Raw genomic sequence first — 16,993 nt, forward strand, 5'->3', positions numbered from 1 at the left:
GTAGGCGCCGTGAATTGCAAGAAGAGTGTGCTTTCAGCTTCGTTTACCCATTCAAATTGTGCTAACTCGATCTCACACGCTATGTGACACTTACCAATAATTTTTTAGTCCCTTTAGAACACACATTAAAACGAAAAAAAGAGCTATAGTTTCCTATAGCTCTTCCGTTGCGAAATGTTCTTGTACATAAGTAACCACTTCTTCATTTGTTGCAAGTGAAAGAATGTGATCGATGTGCGAAGAAATTTCTTCTTTTGATAGCTTCGTCATTTGACTTCTAGCAGGCAAAATTGACGTTGCACTCATGCTGAATTCATCTAGGCCAAGACCAAGAAGAATCGGAATCGCAATTTGATCTCCAGCCATTTCACCACACATACCAGCCCATTTACCTTCTTTATGAGCTGCGTCAATAACCATCTTAACAAGTCTAAGAATCGCAGGGTTATATGGTTGGTACAGGTAAGAGACTTTTTGATTCATTCGGTCAGCAGCCATCGTATATTGAATAAGATCATTCGTTCCAACACTAAAGAAGTCAACTTCTTTAGCAAAAACGTCTGCCATAGCAGCAGTTGCTGGAATTTCAACCATCATTCCAATTTCGATCTCCTCTGAAACTTGGATCCCTTCACCAATTAGCTCCTCTTTAACAGTAAGAAGCATTTCTTTCGCTTGACGGAATTCACCAACAGTGGCGATCATTGGGAACATCACTTTCAGATTTCCAAATACACTAGCACGAAGAAGTGCGCGAAGCTGCGTACGGAAAATCTCAGTCTCTTCCAAGCAAAGACGAATCGCACGGAACCCAAGGAAAGGATTCATTTCTTTTGGAAGATTTAAGTAAGGTAACTCTTTATCTCCACCAATATCAAGCGTACGAATGACAACGGGTTTGCCGTCCATTTTCTCAAGAACTTCTTTATAAGCATTGAACTGCTCTTCTTCTGAAGGCAATTCATTACGCCCCATATAAAGGAATTCAGTACGGTAAAGACCAACACCTTCGCCGCCATTTTCAAGAACTCCTTTAACGTCTTCAGGTGTTCCAATGTTCGCAGCTAGCTCAACATGTTTTTCATCTTTCGTAGTTGTAGGCTCATTAACAAGCTTAGCCCACTCTTGCTTTTTGGCTTCAAAGTGCTCTTTTTTCTTCGTATACTGTGCGATTTCTTCATCAGAAGGATCTACAATCACGTTACCATCGATTCCATCAATGATAACCATCTTCCCTTCCACATCTTCAGAAGTAATCGTTTTCGTTCCAACGACAGCTGGAATTTCCATTGATCGAGCCATGATTGCAGAGTGAGATGTTCTGCCGCCAATATCAGTAGCAAATCCTTTAACAAACTGCTTATTTAGTTGAGCAGTGTCAGAAGGTGTTAAGTCTTCAGCAAGCACAATCACTTCATCTGTAATCGCTCCAGGGGAAGTAAACGTAACGCCTAGTAAATGAGCAAGCACACGTTTAGATACGTCACGAATATCAGCAGCACGTTCTTTCATGTACTCGTTATCCATGTTCTCAAACATGCTAATAAACATATTCGAAACGTCGCTCATTGCACTTTCAGCATTTACGTTCTCGTTATTCACTTTATCTTTAACCGCATTCAACAACTCAGGATCAGATAAAACGAGAAGATGAGCAGCGAATATCGCTGCTTTATCTTCTCCGAGCTGTTCATTGGCGTGATTCTTAATAACTTCAAGTTCTTCTTTAGCGCGATGAACAGCTGCTTCAAAACGTTCGATTTCAGCTCCAGCATCAGTAATTGAAGTTTTTTCAATTTCTAGTGCTGGGTTTTCAAGTACGAATGCTTTCGCAATAGCTATTCCCGCAGAAGCGCCAATTCCAGTCAACTGATTTGACATTACTTGCCTAGACCTTCGTTTTCCATAACTTCTGTAAGTCCTGCAATCGCCTCGTCAGCATCTGATCCTTCTGCTTTGATAGTGATTTCAGAGTTTTGTTGAATGCCAAGGCTCATTACGCCCATAATTGATTTAAGGTTTACAGACTTTCCATTATAATCAAGCGTTACGTCAGAGCTATATTGACCTGCTTTGTTTACTAGTGCTGTTGCTGGACGTGCATGAATTCCTGATTCACTTGTTACTGTGAAATTTTTCTCTGCCATTTTAAATTCCCTCTTTCAATTGTTATATTTTTTATTTTGATATTGTGATAATATCTTTGTCTTCCCGAGAAACAGTACCTTCTTTTGAAAGGTCAATCGTTTCTCCCTCTTCAAGGTTTGTGAACACAATAGGCGTGATTGTTGAGGTTGCATTTTCTTTAATATAAGCGAGATCAACTTTCATTAGCTTTTGGCCCTGTTTAATTTCATCACCTTCGCTAATAAATACTTCGAAACCTTCACCTTTGAGATTAACCGTATCAATTCCAACGTGAATCAGAATTTCACGACCATTAACAGACTCAATACCAATTGCATGCTTCGTTGGGAACACATTCATTATTTTGCCATCAACCGGTGCAACAATCAAGCCATCAGTTGGTTCAATCGCAAAACCGTCACCCATCATCTTACCAGAGAAGACCTGATCAGGCACTTCCGTAATTGGCATGATTTTTCCTTCTAAAGGAGAGATGAGATGATCTTTTCCTTTAACACCAGAAGGTTTTTCAGACTCTTCTTCTTTCTTCTGATCCTGAAGTGGTTTTGGTGTTTTCCCACTAATAATGTCTCTAATCTGGCCTTTCAGCCCATCAGATTGTGTTCCAAAGATTGCCTGAATGTTATTTCCTACTTCCATAACACCTGAAGCACCAAGGCGTTTTAGACGTTTATTGTCAACTTCACCTTTATCTGCCACAGAAACACGTAGTCGCGTAATACAAGCATCCAAGTTCGTGATATTGCTTTCGCCACCAAGAGCTTGAAGCACATTGTAGGCTAGCGCAGTATTTTCTTGGCCGTCGTCTGCAATTTCATCTTCTTCATCTTCTTCACGTCCTGGCGTCATTAAGTTAAACTTACGAATCGCAAAACGGAAGCCGAAGTAGTAGATTAAAGCAAACACTAATCCTACTGGAATAACTAACCACCACGCTGTTCTACCTTGTAGAACTCCGAATAGAAGGAAGTCAATAACACCACCGGAGAAAGTCATACCAATTTTAACATCAAGTAATGCCATAGTCATAAAGGAAAGTCCTGCAAAAATAGCATGAATACCGAAAAGAACTGGTGCAACGAATAAGAATGAGAACTCAAGTGGCTCAGTAATTCCTGTTAAGAAAGATGTCAGCGCAGCTGACCCCATAATACCCGCTACAACCGCTTTCTTTTCAGGTCTAGCTTCATGGTACATTGCAAGTGCTGCTGCAGGAAGTCCAAACATCATAAACGGGAATTTACCGGTCATGAACGTTCCAGCTGTAAGCTCAGCACCATCTTTTAATTGTTCAAAGAAAATCTTTTGATCTCCACGGATTATCTCACCAGCAGCATTTGTGTACTGTCCAAACTCAAACCAGAAAGGTGAGTAGAAAATGTGGTGAAGACCGAATGGAATCAATGAACGTTCAATGACACCGAATACAAATGCTGCAAGAGCAGGATTCGCATCAAGCATGTTGTGAGAAAATGCATTTAGTCCTGATTGAATTGGCGGCCAAACAAAAATCATGATGACGCCAAGTATCAAAGCTGAAACCGCCGTAGCGATTGGAACAAAACGTTTCCCAGCGAAGAAGCCAAGATATTGAGGAAGTTGAATATTATAATACCGTTTATACATATAGGAGGCAAGAATACCGACAATTATTCCTCCAAATACCCCCGTTTGAAGAGTAGGTATTCCTAATACATTCGCATATGATGCGCTTTCAGCTACTTGATCAGCCGAAACGCCTTCAAGGACGCCCATCGTAATATTCATAACAAGGAAACCAACAATTGCGGCAATACCAGCAACTCCGTCTCCATCTGATAACCCAATCGCTACACCAACCGCAAATAGTAGAGCAAGGTTAGCGAATACAATCCCACCAGACTCTTCCATTACTGTAGCGAGAAGTTGAAACCATTCTGCGGACATGAATGGTAATTTTTCAAGCAATGTTGGATTTTGAAAAGCATTACCAAATCCAAGTAGAAGACCAGCAGCAGGTAATATCGCCACTGGCAGCATTAGTGCTTTACCAACGCGTTGTAAAACCCCGAAAGCTTGTTTAAACATTTGTTTTCCTCCTTTTATTTTTCCCCTAAAGAATATAAATATAAAAAAGGCATGAGTGACGGTACGACAATTCAATCAGGATATACTATACCCCAATCAATTTTTGTCATTCCGGTTTCACTCATGCCTGATCGTATCAGTAACACGTTACCGTTAAGTATTTAGTTATTTAGGAGAAAGCCTTTGCAAGTGCATTGTTAAGTAAACTGCTTCTGCATCAGGAAAATTCGTACGAAGTTCCTTTTGCATTATCTTAATCAACTTCCATGACAGATTATAGCACACAGGATATTCTTCTTTCAATACTTTTTCTAAACGTTCGTGAGCTTCAACTGGCTGATTCAATTCACTTCGTTCAATCGCATGTCTCAGATGACGAACAAGTCGTAAATAATCAATACCAGTTCGATCAATGACAAGATGTAGTGAGTCTTCAATCACATTTACCAATTGATTGATTAAAGCTGAATATTTATTAAGCTTTCCAACACTACGATTTGTAATGGCGCTATGGATATGCAGTGCAACAAAGCCGATTTCTCCATCTGGAAGAGCGACATCTAGCTTATGGTTAATGTGCTGAATCACTTCTTCAGCAACTGTATATTCTTTTGGATACATCGTTTGCGTTTCTACCAAAAAAGGATATTTTACATCTAGGCCTTGACGAAGACGTTTAATTGCAAAAGAAAGATGGTCTGTTAATGACACATGAATATGTTCATCAAGTTGAGAATCTAATTTATCTTCAATCAAAGATATCGAATCATTCATAATGGCAATAAAAGATTCCGAAACATTCGGTACCAATAATTTGTATTGTTCTTGCTCATGCTTATCGATAAGAACAAAATACTTGTCTACTTTTGATTCATCGAGCCTTTCGCCCTGTTTCTGATTAAATCCGATACCTTTCCCAGTTAATACTACCTCAGTATTTTGGTCAGAAATAGCAATAACGACGTTGTTATTCAGAATTTTTTTAATTTCAAATCCACCATTCATGTTCAAGTTCCCCTCATTAAACCGGTTTCATTTGTGATTATGAACGTACTAATGATAGTAAATTACAGGTATTTCGTCAATGAGAAAACGTTCCAATCGATCGTCTTCCCTCCATCATAAACGTTTTGGGAATATTTTTCACCTTTACGGATTATATTTCTTTTCTGTCGTTATTATTGCAGTCTCTATATTTACAAGTGCCTCTAAATCGATAAGCTACCTTTAGTTATTGAAAACGACCCACGAAAATTTATCTATACCGTTATCTTAGTATAGTTTAATAACAATCTAACAAATCTCTAAACTTAATAGGAAAAACCGGCTTTATTAAGCCGGTTCAACTAAATTTCTAACTCTCCCAGTCGAAGCAATTCAACAACAGCCTGAGAACGCCCCTTTACTCCAAGCTTTTGCATCGTGTTCGAAATGTGGTTTCGAACTGTTTTTTCGCTAATAAACAGTTCTTCTGCAATTTCTCTTGTTGTTTTGTCTTGAACAAGTAGTTCGAAAACTTCTCTTTCTCTTTTGGTTAATAGTGGCTTTGGTCGGTAGTGGTTCCCTTTCAACATTCCACCCTCCTCGATAGGGCAACAAAGCTACTTCAACTGAAATCATATAGTCCATACAATATATGAATTTCTATCATACGTGTTACATTTATTCACATTTTCAACCTGATATCTTTAATAAAACCAATATGACAACCTTCGCTCTTGTTCATCATTTCCTGAGAAATATCGTAAGTAAAAGGAGATGCATACATCCACAACTATCTTCATCAAAAAAGATCCCCAAAAGGGGATCTTTTTTAGTGATCACTTCCAAAGAAGTTTTTAAATGTTTGGAGTGAAGTCGCTCGATTCATTGCAGCAATAGAAGTTGTTAATGGAATGCCCTTCGGACAGGACTGCACACAGTTTTGCGAGTTACCGCAATTTGCGAGGCCCCCATCTCCCATTAAACCTTCAAGACGTTCCTCTTTGTTCATCGCACCTGTTGGGTGGGCGTTAAATAAGCGTACTTGAGATACAGCCGCCGGTCCAATAAATTCAGAACGGCTGTTTACGTTCGGACATGCTTCAAGGCAAACACCGCAAGTCATACATTTTGATAGCTCATAAGCCCACTGACGTTTGTTCTCTGGCATTCTTGGACCCGGACCAAGATCATAAGTTCCATCGATCGGAATCCAGGCTTTTACTTTCTTAAGCGCATCAAACATTCTACTTCGGTCGACTGCCAAATCACGCACGACAGGGAATGTTGTCATTGGAGCCAAACGAATCGGCTGTTCAAGTTGATCTAAAAGAGCTGTACAAGATTGGCGTGGTTTACCGTTAATCACCATTGAACAAGCTCCACAAACTTCTTCAAGACACCCCATTTCCCAAATAACTGGAGTTGTTTTCTCACCATTCGCATTAACAGGATTACGACGTATTTCCATTAAAGCAGAAATCACGTTCATGTTTTGACGATATGGAATTGTAAACGTTTCTTCATACGACGCAGAATCAGGGCCATCCTGCCTTTTTATTTTAAGAGTAACGGTTTTCTTTTCACTCATCATTTATTCCCCGCTTTCTTCTTAGAATAATCACGTTTACGAGGTGTAATTAATGATGTATCTACTTCTTCGTAGTAAAACTCTGGTTTGTTGTTAACTGCATCGTATTTCGCCATGGTTGTTTTCAACCACTCTTCATCATTACGTTCAGGGAAATCAGGCTTGTAATGTGCTCCACGACTTTCGTTACGATTTAAAGCACCGATTGTAATCACTCGTGCTAACTGCAGCATGTTTGAAAGCTGTCGAGTGAACGAAGCCCCTTGATTACTCCATTTGGACGTATCATTAATATTGATATTCTCGTAACGCTCCATCAATTCTTGGATCTTTTCATCCGTTTCTTTCAACTTATCATTATTACGCACTACTGTAACGTTGGCAGTCATCCATTCGCCAAGCTCTTTATGAATTTGATAAGCATTTTCTGTTCCATCCATCTTCATAATCGCATCTTGTTTAGCTTGCTCTTCTTGTTGGTGTTTCTCAAATAGAGAAGAAGAAAGATCTTCCACCGTTGATTCTAGTCCATTAATGTAATCAACTGCATTCGGACCTGCAACCATTCCACCATAAATAGATGATAGAAGAGAATTTGCTCCAAGACGATTACCACCATGTTGAGAATAGTCACATTCCCCAGCTGCAAACAATCCTGGAATATTTGTCTGCTGATTAAAATCAACCCATAGTCCACCCATTGAATAGTGAACAGCTGGGAATATTTTCATAGGTACTTTGCGTGGATCATCTCCCATGAATTTTTCATAGATTTCAATAATACCGCCAAGTTTAACATCTAGCTCTTTCGAATCTTTGTGAGAAAGATCAAGGTAAACCATGTTTTCCCCATTAATTCCAAGCTTTTGACTAACACAAACATCGAAGATTTCTCTTGTCGCAATATCTCGCGGAACAAGGTTACCATAAGCCGGGTACTTTTCTTCAAGGAAATACCATGGCTTCCCATCTTTATAAGTCCATACACGGCCACCTTCTCCACGTGCAGACTCACTCATGAGACGAAGTTTATCATCACCTGGGATTGCAGTTGGATGAATTTGAATAAATTCACCATTTGAATAAATCGCTCCTTGCTGATAGAGCGCTCCAGCTGCAGATCCAGTATTAATTACTGAGTTTGTACTCTTACCGAAAATAATACCCGGTCCACCTGTCGCCATAATAACCGCATCAGCTTCAAAGCTTCGGATTTCCGAAGTCGTTAAATTTTCACCAACCACACCGCGACAAACACCATCATCGTCGAGAATAGCTGATAAGAACTCCCATCCTTCATACTTCGTAACAAGTCCTGCTACTTCATGACGACGCACTTGTTCATCTAGCGCATAAAGAAGCTGCTGACCAGTCGTAGCACCCGCAAACGCAGTACGGTGATGCTGTGTACCACCAAAGCGGCGGAAATCAAGAAGACCTTCAGGTGTACGGTTGAACATAACACCCATTCGATCCATTAAATGAATAATACCTGGTGCCGCATCACACATTGCTTTTACAGGAGGCTGATTTGCAAGAAAGTCTCCTCCATAGACAGTGTCGTCAAAATGTTCCCAGGGAGAGTCACCTTCCCCTTTTGTATTAACAGCCCCATTTATCCCCCCCTGTGCACATACAGAGTGAGATCGTTTAACTGGAACGATGGAAAGTAGATCCACGTTCATTCCTGCTTCAGCAGCTTTGATGGTTGCCATTAATCCTGCTAGGCCGCCTCCAACTATCACTAATTTACCTTTACTCATAAGAACGGTTCCCCCTTAAATGCTGGCTCTGTCTGAAAAATTATGTATCAGACGTGGTGAAGACAGTTCACTTTCTTACACAAATGCAAACAATGCGCGCATGCCTACTACTGAAAGTGCAACGAAAATAATCATTGTGACATAAGTCATCACACGCTGTGATTTAGGTGTTACTGTAAAGCCCCAGCTTACGAAGAATGACCATAAGCCATTGGCGAAGTGGAATACTGTACCAAGTACACCGATAATATAAAAGATCATCATGGCTGGATTTGATAAGATATCAACCATCATTTGGTAGTTCACTTCAGCTCCCATTGCGGCCTGTAATCTCGTTTGCCAGACGTGCCATGTTACAAAGATTAATACGACCACGCCTGAGATCCGCTGCAAGTAAAACATCCAGTTACGTAGATAGCCGTAGCGACTAACGTTATTTTTGGATTGAAATGCGATATAAACACCGTAAATCGCATGAAATAAGAGCGGTAAGAAAATGACAAAAATTTCGAGCACATACCTGTATGGAAGACTCTCCATAAAGTGAGCTGCGTCATTAAATGCTTCGGGCCCTCTTGTTGCAAAATAGTTAACTGTTAAATGCTGAATAACGAAGAGTCCGAGTGGAATTACTCCTAGAAGCGAATGCAATTTTCGGCTTACAAAGTCTCGACTTGCGGCCATGTTTTGTGTGTCCCCCTTTTAAGTTGTTAAGCTACCATCTGCCAGTGCATTTTTTCTATTAAAGAAGTCTTTGCATGCACAGAAATCATCGCTTTCTGTCGATTATATTGTGACATACCCATTGTACTCCCATCATTTAGGACCGTCAAGAAAACGCGTACATTTTGAGTTTTCAAAATTGCTTTGCAAGACTTTTATTTCTATCTATTGAATACGCTTCCTTTGTTGTAAATTCTATCGTTTATGCTATGGAGGATTTTACTATTAAACGTTATAATAATTTAGTAGAAAAGCTGGGAGGAATTTATGTTTAAGAAGCGTACAAACTCGATTGATTACAGCCATGAACTAGAAACAACTGCTTTTGGGTATGAATTCTACCGAGAAATTCTTATTCCTGAACTTCTTGGAAGTGAGCAGCCTGCTGTTTTATATTGGACTGGAAAAGAAATGGCCAGACAGTTCCCTCTCTCCACACGAGAAGAGATTGAAGAGTTTTTTCAGCGTGCTGGTTGGGGGCGATTATCAATTGTACAAGAAAAAAAGAATGAAATAACGTTCGATCTTCATTCAGAACTCATCACAGAACGAAAAAAAACAAGTCGTATTGCCTGTTATCAACTAGAGGCAGGCTTTCTTGCTGAACAATATCAAAACATGCTCCATTGCATTGCTGAGGCCTATGAAATTGATAAAAAGAATGACATTCAATTCACAGTAAAATGGGACCCGAAAGATCAGATTTGATTGATAAAAAGGAGACCACGGCGTGGTCTCCTTTTCGATTACATTTGATTAACAGGTGTTCTCTCATCTAACTGGAATTTGTCATGTAGTGACTCAATTGCATAAATCATTTTTTCTTCTGGGACGATCGTTGATACTTTGATTTCTGATGTGCTTACCATCTTCATTTCAATTCCATGTTCAGCAAGCACCTCAAACATCTGTGCGGCAACGCCTGGATTTGAAATCATACCAGATCCGACTATTGATACTTTAGCTAGATCTGATTCATGATAAATATGTTCATAAGGAAGTTTCACTTTGATACGACGAAGGACATCTAGCGTTAACTCGAGAGAAGCAGTTTCAATTGAAAACGAGATGCTCGTTGTATTTTTCTCTCCTGTGCTTTGAATGATCACATCTACGTTAATGCCATTTGAAGCAAGGGATGAAAATAGAGATGGGAGCGTTGTAAGCTCATTCGGTAAACCTGAAATTGTTATTTTTGTAACATTACTTTCAAAAGCAAGACCTCTAACCACCAAATTTTGTTCCATTGATACGACCTCCTCAATTAGCGTTCCAGGTTCATTTGTAAAACTCGAGCGTACCTCGAGCAGAATATTGTAGTTTTTTGCGAATTCTACCGCTCTCGGATGCAGAACACCAGCTCCAAGATTGGCTAGCTCAAGCATTTCATCGTATGAAATGGTAGAAAGCTTTCTTGCACCTTTTACGTAGCGAGGATCGGTCGTATATACGCCATCTACATCCGTATAGATTTCACAACGATCTGCCTTAAGAGCGGCTGCAATTGCGACAGCTGTTGTATCAGAACCACCGCGGCCAAGCGTTGCAATGTCAGATGTATCTGTTAGTCCTTGGAATCCTGCAACAATCACGATTTTCCCTTCAGCAAGGTGTTGATTCATCCGGGAAGCATCTATATCAAGAATTCTTGCATTACCATGAAACGTTTCGGTTTTAATTCCAGCCTGCCAGCCTGTTAGTGAAATAGCATCGTATCCTTCTTCATTTAAGGCCATTGAAAGAAGTGCTGTTGTCACCTGTTCACCAGTCGTGAGGAGCATATCAAGCTCTCTTGGAGATGGTTTAGAAGTAATTCCTTTTGATAACCCCACAAGTTCATCCGTTGTTTTCCCCATCGCGGAAACAACTGCTACAACCTCGTCTCCATTGTTTACAGCTTCCATTAGTCTTTTGGAAACATTTTTAATTTTGTCTACATCTCCAACAGACGTACCTCCGAATTTCAATACACGTAGTCCCACTCTCTCCATCCTTTCTTTCATACAGCTTGGTTATCCCTATGCGTTTTACTCGCATCTTACTCATACTCACGAATTTAAGAGTCGAAATGGATAAATTGCTTCGCCAATAAAAAGCGATGCCTCTGTTTTTTTATATACTTTAATGTTTCTTTTCGCTATTAAAGTATAAAAAAACAACAATGAGAAAAACCTCACTGTTGTTTTCATAACAAATCCAAGAAAACGTCCCTATGTGAGATAGTTCTCCATCCAATTCCCGGGTAGGTATTGGATGACAGCTCTGCATTTATTCAATACAGATCCAGTTTCAGACGGATAAGCGCCTTTCCACTTCGGCAAATTCCCCTTTCAACTACGATCAACGAGTCTTAACACTCTCCCGTAAGCTTACTAATGGTTTTTGCGCCTCTACCATCACTTCAACTTTCGAAGTGTGGAACTATTAAATTTCACTCATTATAACGAACTTACGTGAATGCCGCAAGATGTTCTTGAAAATTAATTTGATTGATTTTCAAATCGAGCCACAACTTCCTCCGCTACATTCATTGGTAATCCGGCATTATGAAGATCTTCTGCAGTTGCTTCTTTCATCCTTTTAATGGATCCAAAATGATTCAACAACTTCTTTTTTCTTTTCTCGCCTATACCTGGGATGTCATCAAGGCTTGATTTAAGCATTGATTTACCTCGAAGCTGCCGATGAAATGTAATAGCAAACCGATGCACTTCATCCTGAATTCGCTGTAAAAGATAGAATTCTTGGCTATTTCTTGGCAAGAATACACCCTGTGGAGGATCACCAATAAGAAGGTGAGACGTTTTATGTTTCTCATCTTTAGTAAGAGAGCAAACCGGAATTTCAAGACTAAGCTCATTCTCAAGGACGTCTTTTGCTGCTTGTATTTGAGCAATACCGCCATCAATGATAATTAAATCAGGGAGTGGTCCACTTTCCTTTAACACTCTCGAATATCTTCTTCTAACAACTTCCTTCATTGATCCTACATCATTTGGACCATCAACCGTTCTTATTTTATACTTTCGATATTCATTTTTCTTTGGTTTTCCATCAATAAACACCACCATCGCTGAGACGGGGTTGGTTCCCTGGATATTTGAGTTATCAAAAGCTTCAATTCGAAGAGGTGCGTCTATACCGAGCTGATCGCCCAAATTTTCAATAGCATCAATCGTTCTCTTTTCATCCCGTTCGATTAATGAGAATTTCTCATTAAGTGCAATGGTTGCATTTTTCATCGTAAGCTCTACAAGCTCTTTTTTCTTTCCGCGCTTAGGTTGAAGAACAGGAATTTGAAGAAGTTCTTCAACCATCTGAGCATTTACCTGCTGAGGAAGTAAAACCTCTTTCGGTTTAGGATGATTTTGCTGAAGGTAGAACTGACCGATATAGGTTAAGAAATCTTCTTCAGCGTCATTATAGAAAGGAAAAAGCGAAACATCTCTTTCAATTAATTTCCCCTGTCGTACAAAGAAAACTTGGACACACATCCATCCTTTGTCAAAGCTATAGCCGAATATATCTCGATCGATGCCATCATTGGATTGGATTTTTTGAACTTCCATTACTTTATCGATATGAAACATTAAATCTCGGAACTCTTTTGCTCGCTCGAAATCCATGTTTTCTGAAGCAGTCATCATTTTTCGTTCGATATCTTCTTTTACTTCTTGATGACCACCGTTTAAAAAGCGGGTAATGCCTTCAATCATTTCTTTGTTTTGTTCCTTCGTAATGTCGTTAACGCAAGGTGCAAGACATTGTCCGATATGATAGTAAAGGCAGACCCGATCGGGCATCTTTCGACACTTCCGCAACGGATAGAGACGGTCCAATAATTTCTTTGTTGCACTAGCTGCATATGCGTTTGGATATGGACCAAAATATTTTCCTTTATCTTTTTTGATTTTGCGTGTAGTAATTAAGCGGGGCTGCTCTTCAGCCGTTATTTTAATATAAGGATAACTTTTGTCATCTTTAAGCATGACGTTATATTTTGGATCATGTTTTTTGATTAAATTAAGCTCTAAAATAAGAGCTTCAAGGTTTGTAGATGTAACGATATATTCAAAATCGCGTATTTCGCCTACTAGACGCTGTGTTTTCCCATCGTGTGATCCGCTAAAATACGAACGAACTCTATTTTTTAACACTTTCGCTTTCCCGACATAAATGATCGTTCCCTGGCGATCTTTCATCAAGTAACACCCGGGTTGGTCAGGAAGAATCGCTAGCTTATTTTTAAGATGTTGTTCCATACTGACTCACCTCTTTACTCCCTTTCAAGGCGTATCTATGTTCCCCTTTTATTGTATCATAGTCACTCTTCAACCGATTACTTTAGAAACTCATAAAACACAATGTCATGATAGACAGGGTCATATAGCTTTGAAGAATGAAATGTTTGGATTCGTTTCACTTGATCTTCAATCGGTATCCCTTGTTTTGCAAACCCTTCAACTACTTGCTCTGTTAAATATACACGATGATTTTCATAATAACGAAGATCTGCGAGAAAAGTTGAATAGGTGTAAATTTGTTCATGTTCAAATGAAACACGATTAAAAGACATTACCCTTGTTTCTTCCCAAGTATACACAATAAGCGGTTCACTCTCGTCTTCTAAGTAATCAATTAATTGATAAACAGCCGCTGGATCGTTTGCTTCCTTCATGGTTATATAAGAAACCGCTGACTGCACGCTAATAATGACGGCTAACAATAGCAACATTCTTTTCGACCCATCACATTGTTTTTTTAATCCAAACCATAGAAATCCAAGCAATACCATTCCTGGAAGCGGGAGAATATGTCGAGGCTTATCTATATTCTGTGCAAATAAAGCCCAAAGAAAATAACTAAAGATCATACTGGCAAACGCCCATCCAAACCAAGAGACTTCCGTAATCCTTATTGGTTTCTTCACTCGAACCATTGTTAAGTATACGAAGAGTGCTACGAGTAATAACAATACGAAAAGGTTTTGCCCACCAATCCCTGTCCATACAATATTATTTAGAAAAAGATGAGATAGACGCTCAATAAAAGAACTCGATGCGGAAACAGCTGTTCCTCCCCATTCTTCAAAGTGACCTTGAGAGAAGCCTAATGCTAGCTGAAGAAAAGCAGCGACCCCTCCTTCAGAAACAGCAAGGCCACCAACCCAAATGAACTGAAAAGCTGCAGCTACTAGCACTTGCATCATTAAAAAAGAGAGATATTCTTTAGCTGTGAATTTGTTTTTTCGATGAATTAATAGCAACACGAAACCAATTCCGAACGGTAAATACGATAATCGCACTCCTAGTAATAAACTAAAGAAAAATGAAGATATTACGATCCAAACAGTTGAATGTTTAGTAAAGGCATGTTGTAAACTCCACAAATACCACCAGAGCATTGCAACCGCTGAAGCTTCACTCATCGGTTGAACAGTTAGCACATTTATAAACACCATAGATTGAATAAGAGCAACTGCTACAATGCTAAACGTCTTTGAGAGAAACGATCGACTTATTATATACATTGGATATATGGCAAGTAGCATAAGAAGAGAATTCCAGGATGCAAGTGCCTCAGCTGGATTAGAAATCCATTTATTCAGCCAAATGCCTCCAAGAATAAAATAAGGATACCCTGGAAAATGTGGCTGCATTGCAAATAAATCAAAACGATCGAGGGCTAAAGTAAAATCAACCTGATCCCAGGAACGTGGTGACTCGATTGCATAGATAAATCTCCACCATACGAGTAATATAAGACTAATGAGTGACAAAACCCATACCAGGGTATGAATGGCATACCGTTCCTTTCGATTTCTAAAAGCTCGATTCATTTTGTATCATCCTTTTCAGTTTCAAACAGAGGCGCAAAGCTATCTAAACATCGTTTGCGGTACTAATGATGAAAAAAAGCACAAGACGATTTATTCCGCCTTGTACTTAGTGAGTTTATTTTACTGCAGATTCATTCATCTCGTTCGTTGTTTTAAAAACAGCTTTATTATTAGGTTCTTTTACTTCTGTTTTTACTGGCTCTTTCTGGTGATTGACGAGCAAGTAAATCACGGTAAAGTAACCGACATACGCTATAATTTCTTCAATGGAAGGCATTGAGGAATAACCAAACAATGCTTTAAAGAAGATACCGATATCACCAGAGAGTAACGGAGCTACCCCTTGATCTCGCACGTAATGGGCATAGTCAATTGGATGCTCAGGTAAAAACCATGTTAAGTCATACACATGAGGCATAACACTGCCAATTAATTTAATATCTTGCATCATTGATATTCCCTGTACAAATAACCCACCTGCAATGAGTACAATAAAAATACCAGTGATTTTAAAGAAGGATTTAAGTGGAATACGCATCGTACCTTTAAAGAAAAAGTATGAAACGGCTGAAGCAATTAAGACTCCAGTAATCGCTCCCCATCCTTCAAATCCTTTACCGATGTCTCCTCCAGTAATAGCTGCAAAGAAGAAAACAGTTTCGACACCTTCTCGTAGAACAACTAAGAAAGAGTGAATTACCATGCCAATAACATTACCTGTCGTAATGTATTCCGTCATCTTCCCCTCGGTTTTACTTTTAAGGTTACGGCTATGCGAAGCCATCCAGAATACCATTTGAGTTAATAAAACAGCTGAGATAAGCATAATGGAAATCTTCAGGTAGATCTCGCTTCCCATTGCAGCGAATCCTGTGAAAACAACCTGAAATAGCATGGCAACGCCAATACTTGCTACTACGGCAAGACCGGCTCCTAACCAGACAAACTTGTTATACTGGCACTGTCCCATTCGTTTCATATAAGTCGTTATGATTCCAATAATGAGAAGCGCTTCAAGTACTTCTCTGAACATGATCAGTAATGCCTGAATTTCCATTAAACTTTCCCCTTTCTACAAACAAATACTTTACGAGCGACGACGCTTTCTAGTTGTATAAATGACAACTCCAACAATTATTGCTACAAGAATGATGAGCGGGATCCAATTCGAGAGTTGACCTAAATCAGTCCAATCTGTTTTCCCACTCGACGTTTCTTCTTCAGTCGCACTTTCACCAAAGTGACCGATCTCAACCGATTTCATTTCAAAATGATCTTGTAATCCATCAAGAATAACTTTCTTGCTTTCAGCAAACTGTTCTTCATTCGATTCTTTCTCACCAACCCCAAACAAACCAGGATTACCGAGAGAATCAAGTATAACTTCAAACTCATTTTTTATTTTTTCGTCAAGTTCAGGATTTGTATCTTTCACTACTGGAGAGAGCGTTTTATATGTAGCATCTGCTTTTCCAACCAATTTTCTTGTCGTATCATACTCTTCAAAATCTTTCTCTACATTTTCAAGTCTTCTAGAGATATTAAGCACAAGAATTTGCTGCATATTTGTCATCACAGCTTCTTCATTCTCATTGTCTAATTCAGTTTGAACAGCCTGAACCGCATCATCACCCATATGTAATTGTATTTCTTCTTTTACAGAAGAAAATATTTCGTTGGCTTGATTAAAATTAGGAGGAGATTCATTTAATTTAGCAGACATTTCACTATAGGCTTCAGCTACTTTTTCTTCAGTAGGATCACCATAGGAATAAGCTTGAGCAAGATCTGGTACAGCAAGAGTACAAATTAGTGTTAGTAAAAAGAATGATGATAGAATGCGTTTTTTCATTAGAAATCCTCCTCATTGATAATGATAAT

General features: G+C 39.2%; 14 protein-coding genes and 1 riboswitch. Of the genes, 1 reads left to right on the forward strand and 13 read right to left on the reverse strand.

Translation table 11 applies throughout. The features are described 5' to 3' along the window. Positions 1-153: 153 nt before the first annotated feature. The 8 genes from ptsP to ATG70_RS11575 all read right to left on the reverse strand — a co-directional run bounded on the left by ptsP (position 154) and on the right by ATG70_RS11575 (position 9,234). Positions 154-1,881, reverse strand: coding sequence for a phosphoenolpyruvate--protein phosphotransferase (ptsP, locus tag ATG70_RS11540; RefSeq protein WP_098444445.1), 1,728 nt, complete (start codon positions 1,879-1,881; stop codon positions 154-156). Then, positions 1,881-2,147 carry a phosphocarrier protein HPr gene (locus tag ATG70_RS11545; RefSeq protein WP_098444446.1) on the reverse strand — a complete coding sequence of 89 codons (267 nt, stop codon included), beginning with the start codon at positions 2,145-2,147 and terminating at the stop codon, positions 1,881-1,883. Before ATG70_RS11545 ends, ptsP begins: the two co-directional genes overlap by 1 nt. A 31-nt stretch (positions 2,148-2,178) precedes the next feature. Further along, complete coding sequence (gene ptsG / locus ATG70_RS11550; RefSeq protein ID WP_098444447.1) at positions 2,179-4,215, reverse strand: glucose-specific PTS transporter subunit IIBC; 2,037 nt, start codon at positions 4,213-4,215, stop codon at positions 2,179-2,181. 165 nt (positions 4,216-4,380) lie between these two features. After that, the gene (glcT, locus tag ATG70_RS11555) at positions 4,381-5,220 is read right to left on the reverse strand and encodes a glucose PTS transporter transcription antiterminator GlcT (RefSeq protein ID WP_098444448.1); all 840 of its coding nucleotides are present in this window, start codon (positions 5,218-5,220) and stop codon (positions 4,381-4,383) included. Positions 5,221-5,561: 341 nt separating this feature from the next. Next, positions 5,562-5,789, reverse strand: coding sequence for a helix-turn-helix domain-containing protein (locus ATG70_RS11560; protein WP_369810531.1), 228 nt, complete (start codon positions 5,787-5,789; stop codon positions 5,562-5,564). Positions 5,790-6,028: 239 nt separating this feature from the next. Beyond that, entirely contained in the window at positions 6,029-6,787 is a 759-nt protein-coding gene (gene sdhB / locus ATG70_RS11565; RefSeq protein ID WP_098444449.1) for a succinate dehydrogenase iron-sulfur subunit, read from the reverse strand. After that, positions 6,787-8,550, reverse strand: coding sequence for a succinate dehydrogenase flavoprotein subunit (sdhA, locus tag ATG70_RS11570; protein WP_098444450.1), 1,764 nt, complete (start codon positions 8,548-8,550; stop codon positions 6,787-6,789). The genes sdhB and sdhA overlap by 1 nt, the downstream gene beginning before the upstream one ends. 75 nt (positions 8,551-8,625) lie before the next feature. Beyond that, a complete protein-coding gene (locus ATG70_RS11575) occupies positions 8,626-9,234 on the reverse strand; it encodes a succinate dehydrogenase cytochrome b558 subunit (RefSeq protein WP_098444451.1) in 609 nt (202 codons plus the stop codon). A 306-nt stretch (positions 9,235-9,540) separates the two neighbouring features. On the opposite strand from ATG70_RS11575, the gene ATG70_RS11580 reads away from it, so the two are divergent. Then, positions 9,541-9,981 carry a YslB family protein gene (locus ATG70_RS11580; protein WP_098444452.1) on the forward strand — a complete coding sequence of 147 codons (441 nt, stop codon included), beginning with the start codon at positions 9,541-9,543 and terminating at the stop codon, positions 9,979-9,981. A gap of 38 nt (positions 9,982-10,019) precedes the next feature. Here ATG70_RS11580 and ATG70_RS11585 read toward each other — a convergent pair whose 3' ends face one another. The 5 genes from ATG70_RS11585 to ATG70_RS11605 all read right to left on the reverse strand — a co-directional run bounded on the left by ATG70_RS11585 (position 10,020) and on the right by ATG70_RS11605 (position 16,964). Continuing rightward, a complete protein-coding gene (locus ATG70_RS11585; RefSeq protein WP_098444453.1) occupies positions 10,020-11,255 on the reverse strand; it encodes an aspartate kinase in 1,236 nt (411 codons plus the stop codon). A 230-nt stretch (positions 11,256-11,485) separates the two neighbouring features. Next, positions 11,486-11,674: riboswitch (Lysine riboswitch) on the reverse strand. A 79-nt stretch (positions 11,675-11,753) separates the two neighbouring features. Next, entirely contained in the window at positions 11,754-13,535 is a 1,782-nt protein-coding gene (uvrC, locus tag ATG70_RS11590; RefSeq protein ID WP_098444454.1) for an excinuclease ABC subunit UvrC, read from the reverse strand. A gap of 77 nt (positions 13,536-13,612) precedes the next feature. Continuing rightward, positions 13,613-15,112 (reverse strand): hypothetical protein, encoded by a 1,500-nt coding sequence (locus ATG70_RS11595; RefSeq protein ID WP_098444455.1) that lies wholly within the window; start codon positions 15,110-15,112, stop codon positions 13,613-13,615. A 115-nt stretch (positions 15,113-15,227) separates the two neighbouring features. Then, on the reverse strand, positions 15,228-16,169 hold the full coding sequence (locus tag ATG70_RS11600; RefSeq protein ID WP_098444456.1) for an FTR1 family iron permease: 942 nt from the start codon (positions 16,167-16,169) through the stop codon (positions 15,228-15,230). A 30-nt stretch (positions 16,170-16,199) separates the two neighbouring features. Further along, positions 16,200-16,964 (reverse strand): hypothetical protein, encoded by a 765-nt coding sequence (locus tag ATG70_RS11605; protein ID WP_098444457.1) that lies wholly within the window; start codon positions 16,962-16,964, stop codon positions 16,200-16,202. Positions 16,965-16,993: the final 29 nt, after the last annotated feature.

The sequence above is a fragment of the Bacillus sp. es.036 genome, assembly GCF_002563635.1.
GTDB lineage: Bacteria > Bacillota > Bacilli > Bacillales > Guptibacillaceae > Guptibacillus.

Excerpts from the sequence above, each read along its gene's own strand:
- ptsP (WP_098444445.1), bottom strand. The coding sequence starts at position 1,881 with ATGTCAAATCAGTTGACTGGAATTGGCGCTTCTGCGGGAATAGCTATT.
- ATG70_RS11545 (WP_098444446.1), bottom strand. The coding sequence starts at position 2,147 with ATGGCAGAGAAAAATTTCACAGTAACAAGTGAATCAGGAATTCATGCA.
- ptsG (WP_098444447.1), bottom strand. The coding sequence starts at position 4,215 with ATGTTTAAACAAGCTTTCGGGGTTTTACAACGCGTTGGTAAAGCACTA.
- glcT (WP_098444448.1), bottom strand. The coding sequence starts at position 5,220 with ATGAATGGTGGATTTGAAATTAAAAAAATTCTGAATAACAACGTCGTT.
- ATG70_RS11560 (WP_369810531.1), bottom strand. The coding sequence starts at position 5,789 with ATGTTGAAAGGGAACCACTACCGACCAAAGCCACTATTAACCAAAAGA.
- sdhB (WP_098444449.1), bottom strand. The coding sequence starts at position 6,787 with ATGAGTGAAAAGAAAACCGTTACTCTTAAAATAAAAAGGCAGGATGGC.
- sdhA (WP_098444450.1), bottom strand. The coding sequence starts at position 8,550 with ATGAGTAAAGGTAAATTAGTGATAGTTGGAGGCGGCCTAGCAGGATTA.
- ATG70_RS11575 (WP_098444451.1), bottom strand. The coding sequence starts at position 9,234 with ATGGCCGCAAGTCGAGACTTTGTAAGCCGAAAATTGCATTCGCTTCTA.
- ATG70_RS11580 (WP_098444452.1), top strand. The coding sequence starts at position 9,541 with ATGTTTAAGAAGCGTACAAACTCGATTGATTACAGCCATGAACTAGAA.
- uvrC (WP_098444454.1), bottom strand. The coding sequence starts at position 13,535 with ATGGAACAACATCTTAAAAATAAGCTAGCGATTCTTCCTGACCAACCC.
- ATG70_RS11595 (WP_098444455.1), bottom strand. The coding sequence starts at position 15,112 with ATGAATCGAGCTTTTAGAAATCGAAAGGAACGGTATGCCATTCATACC.
- ATG70_RS11600 (WP_098444456.1), bottom strand. The coding sequence starts at position 16,169 with ATGGAAATTCAGGCATTACTGATCATGTTCAGAGAAGTACTTGAAGCG.
- ATG70_RS11605 (WP_098444457.1), bottom strand. The coding sequence starts at position 16,964 with ATGAAAAAACGCATTCTATCATCATTCTTTTTACTAACACTAATTTGT.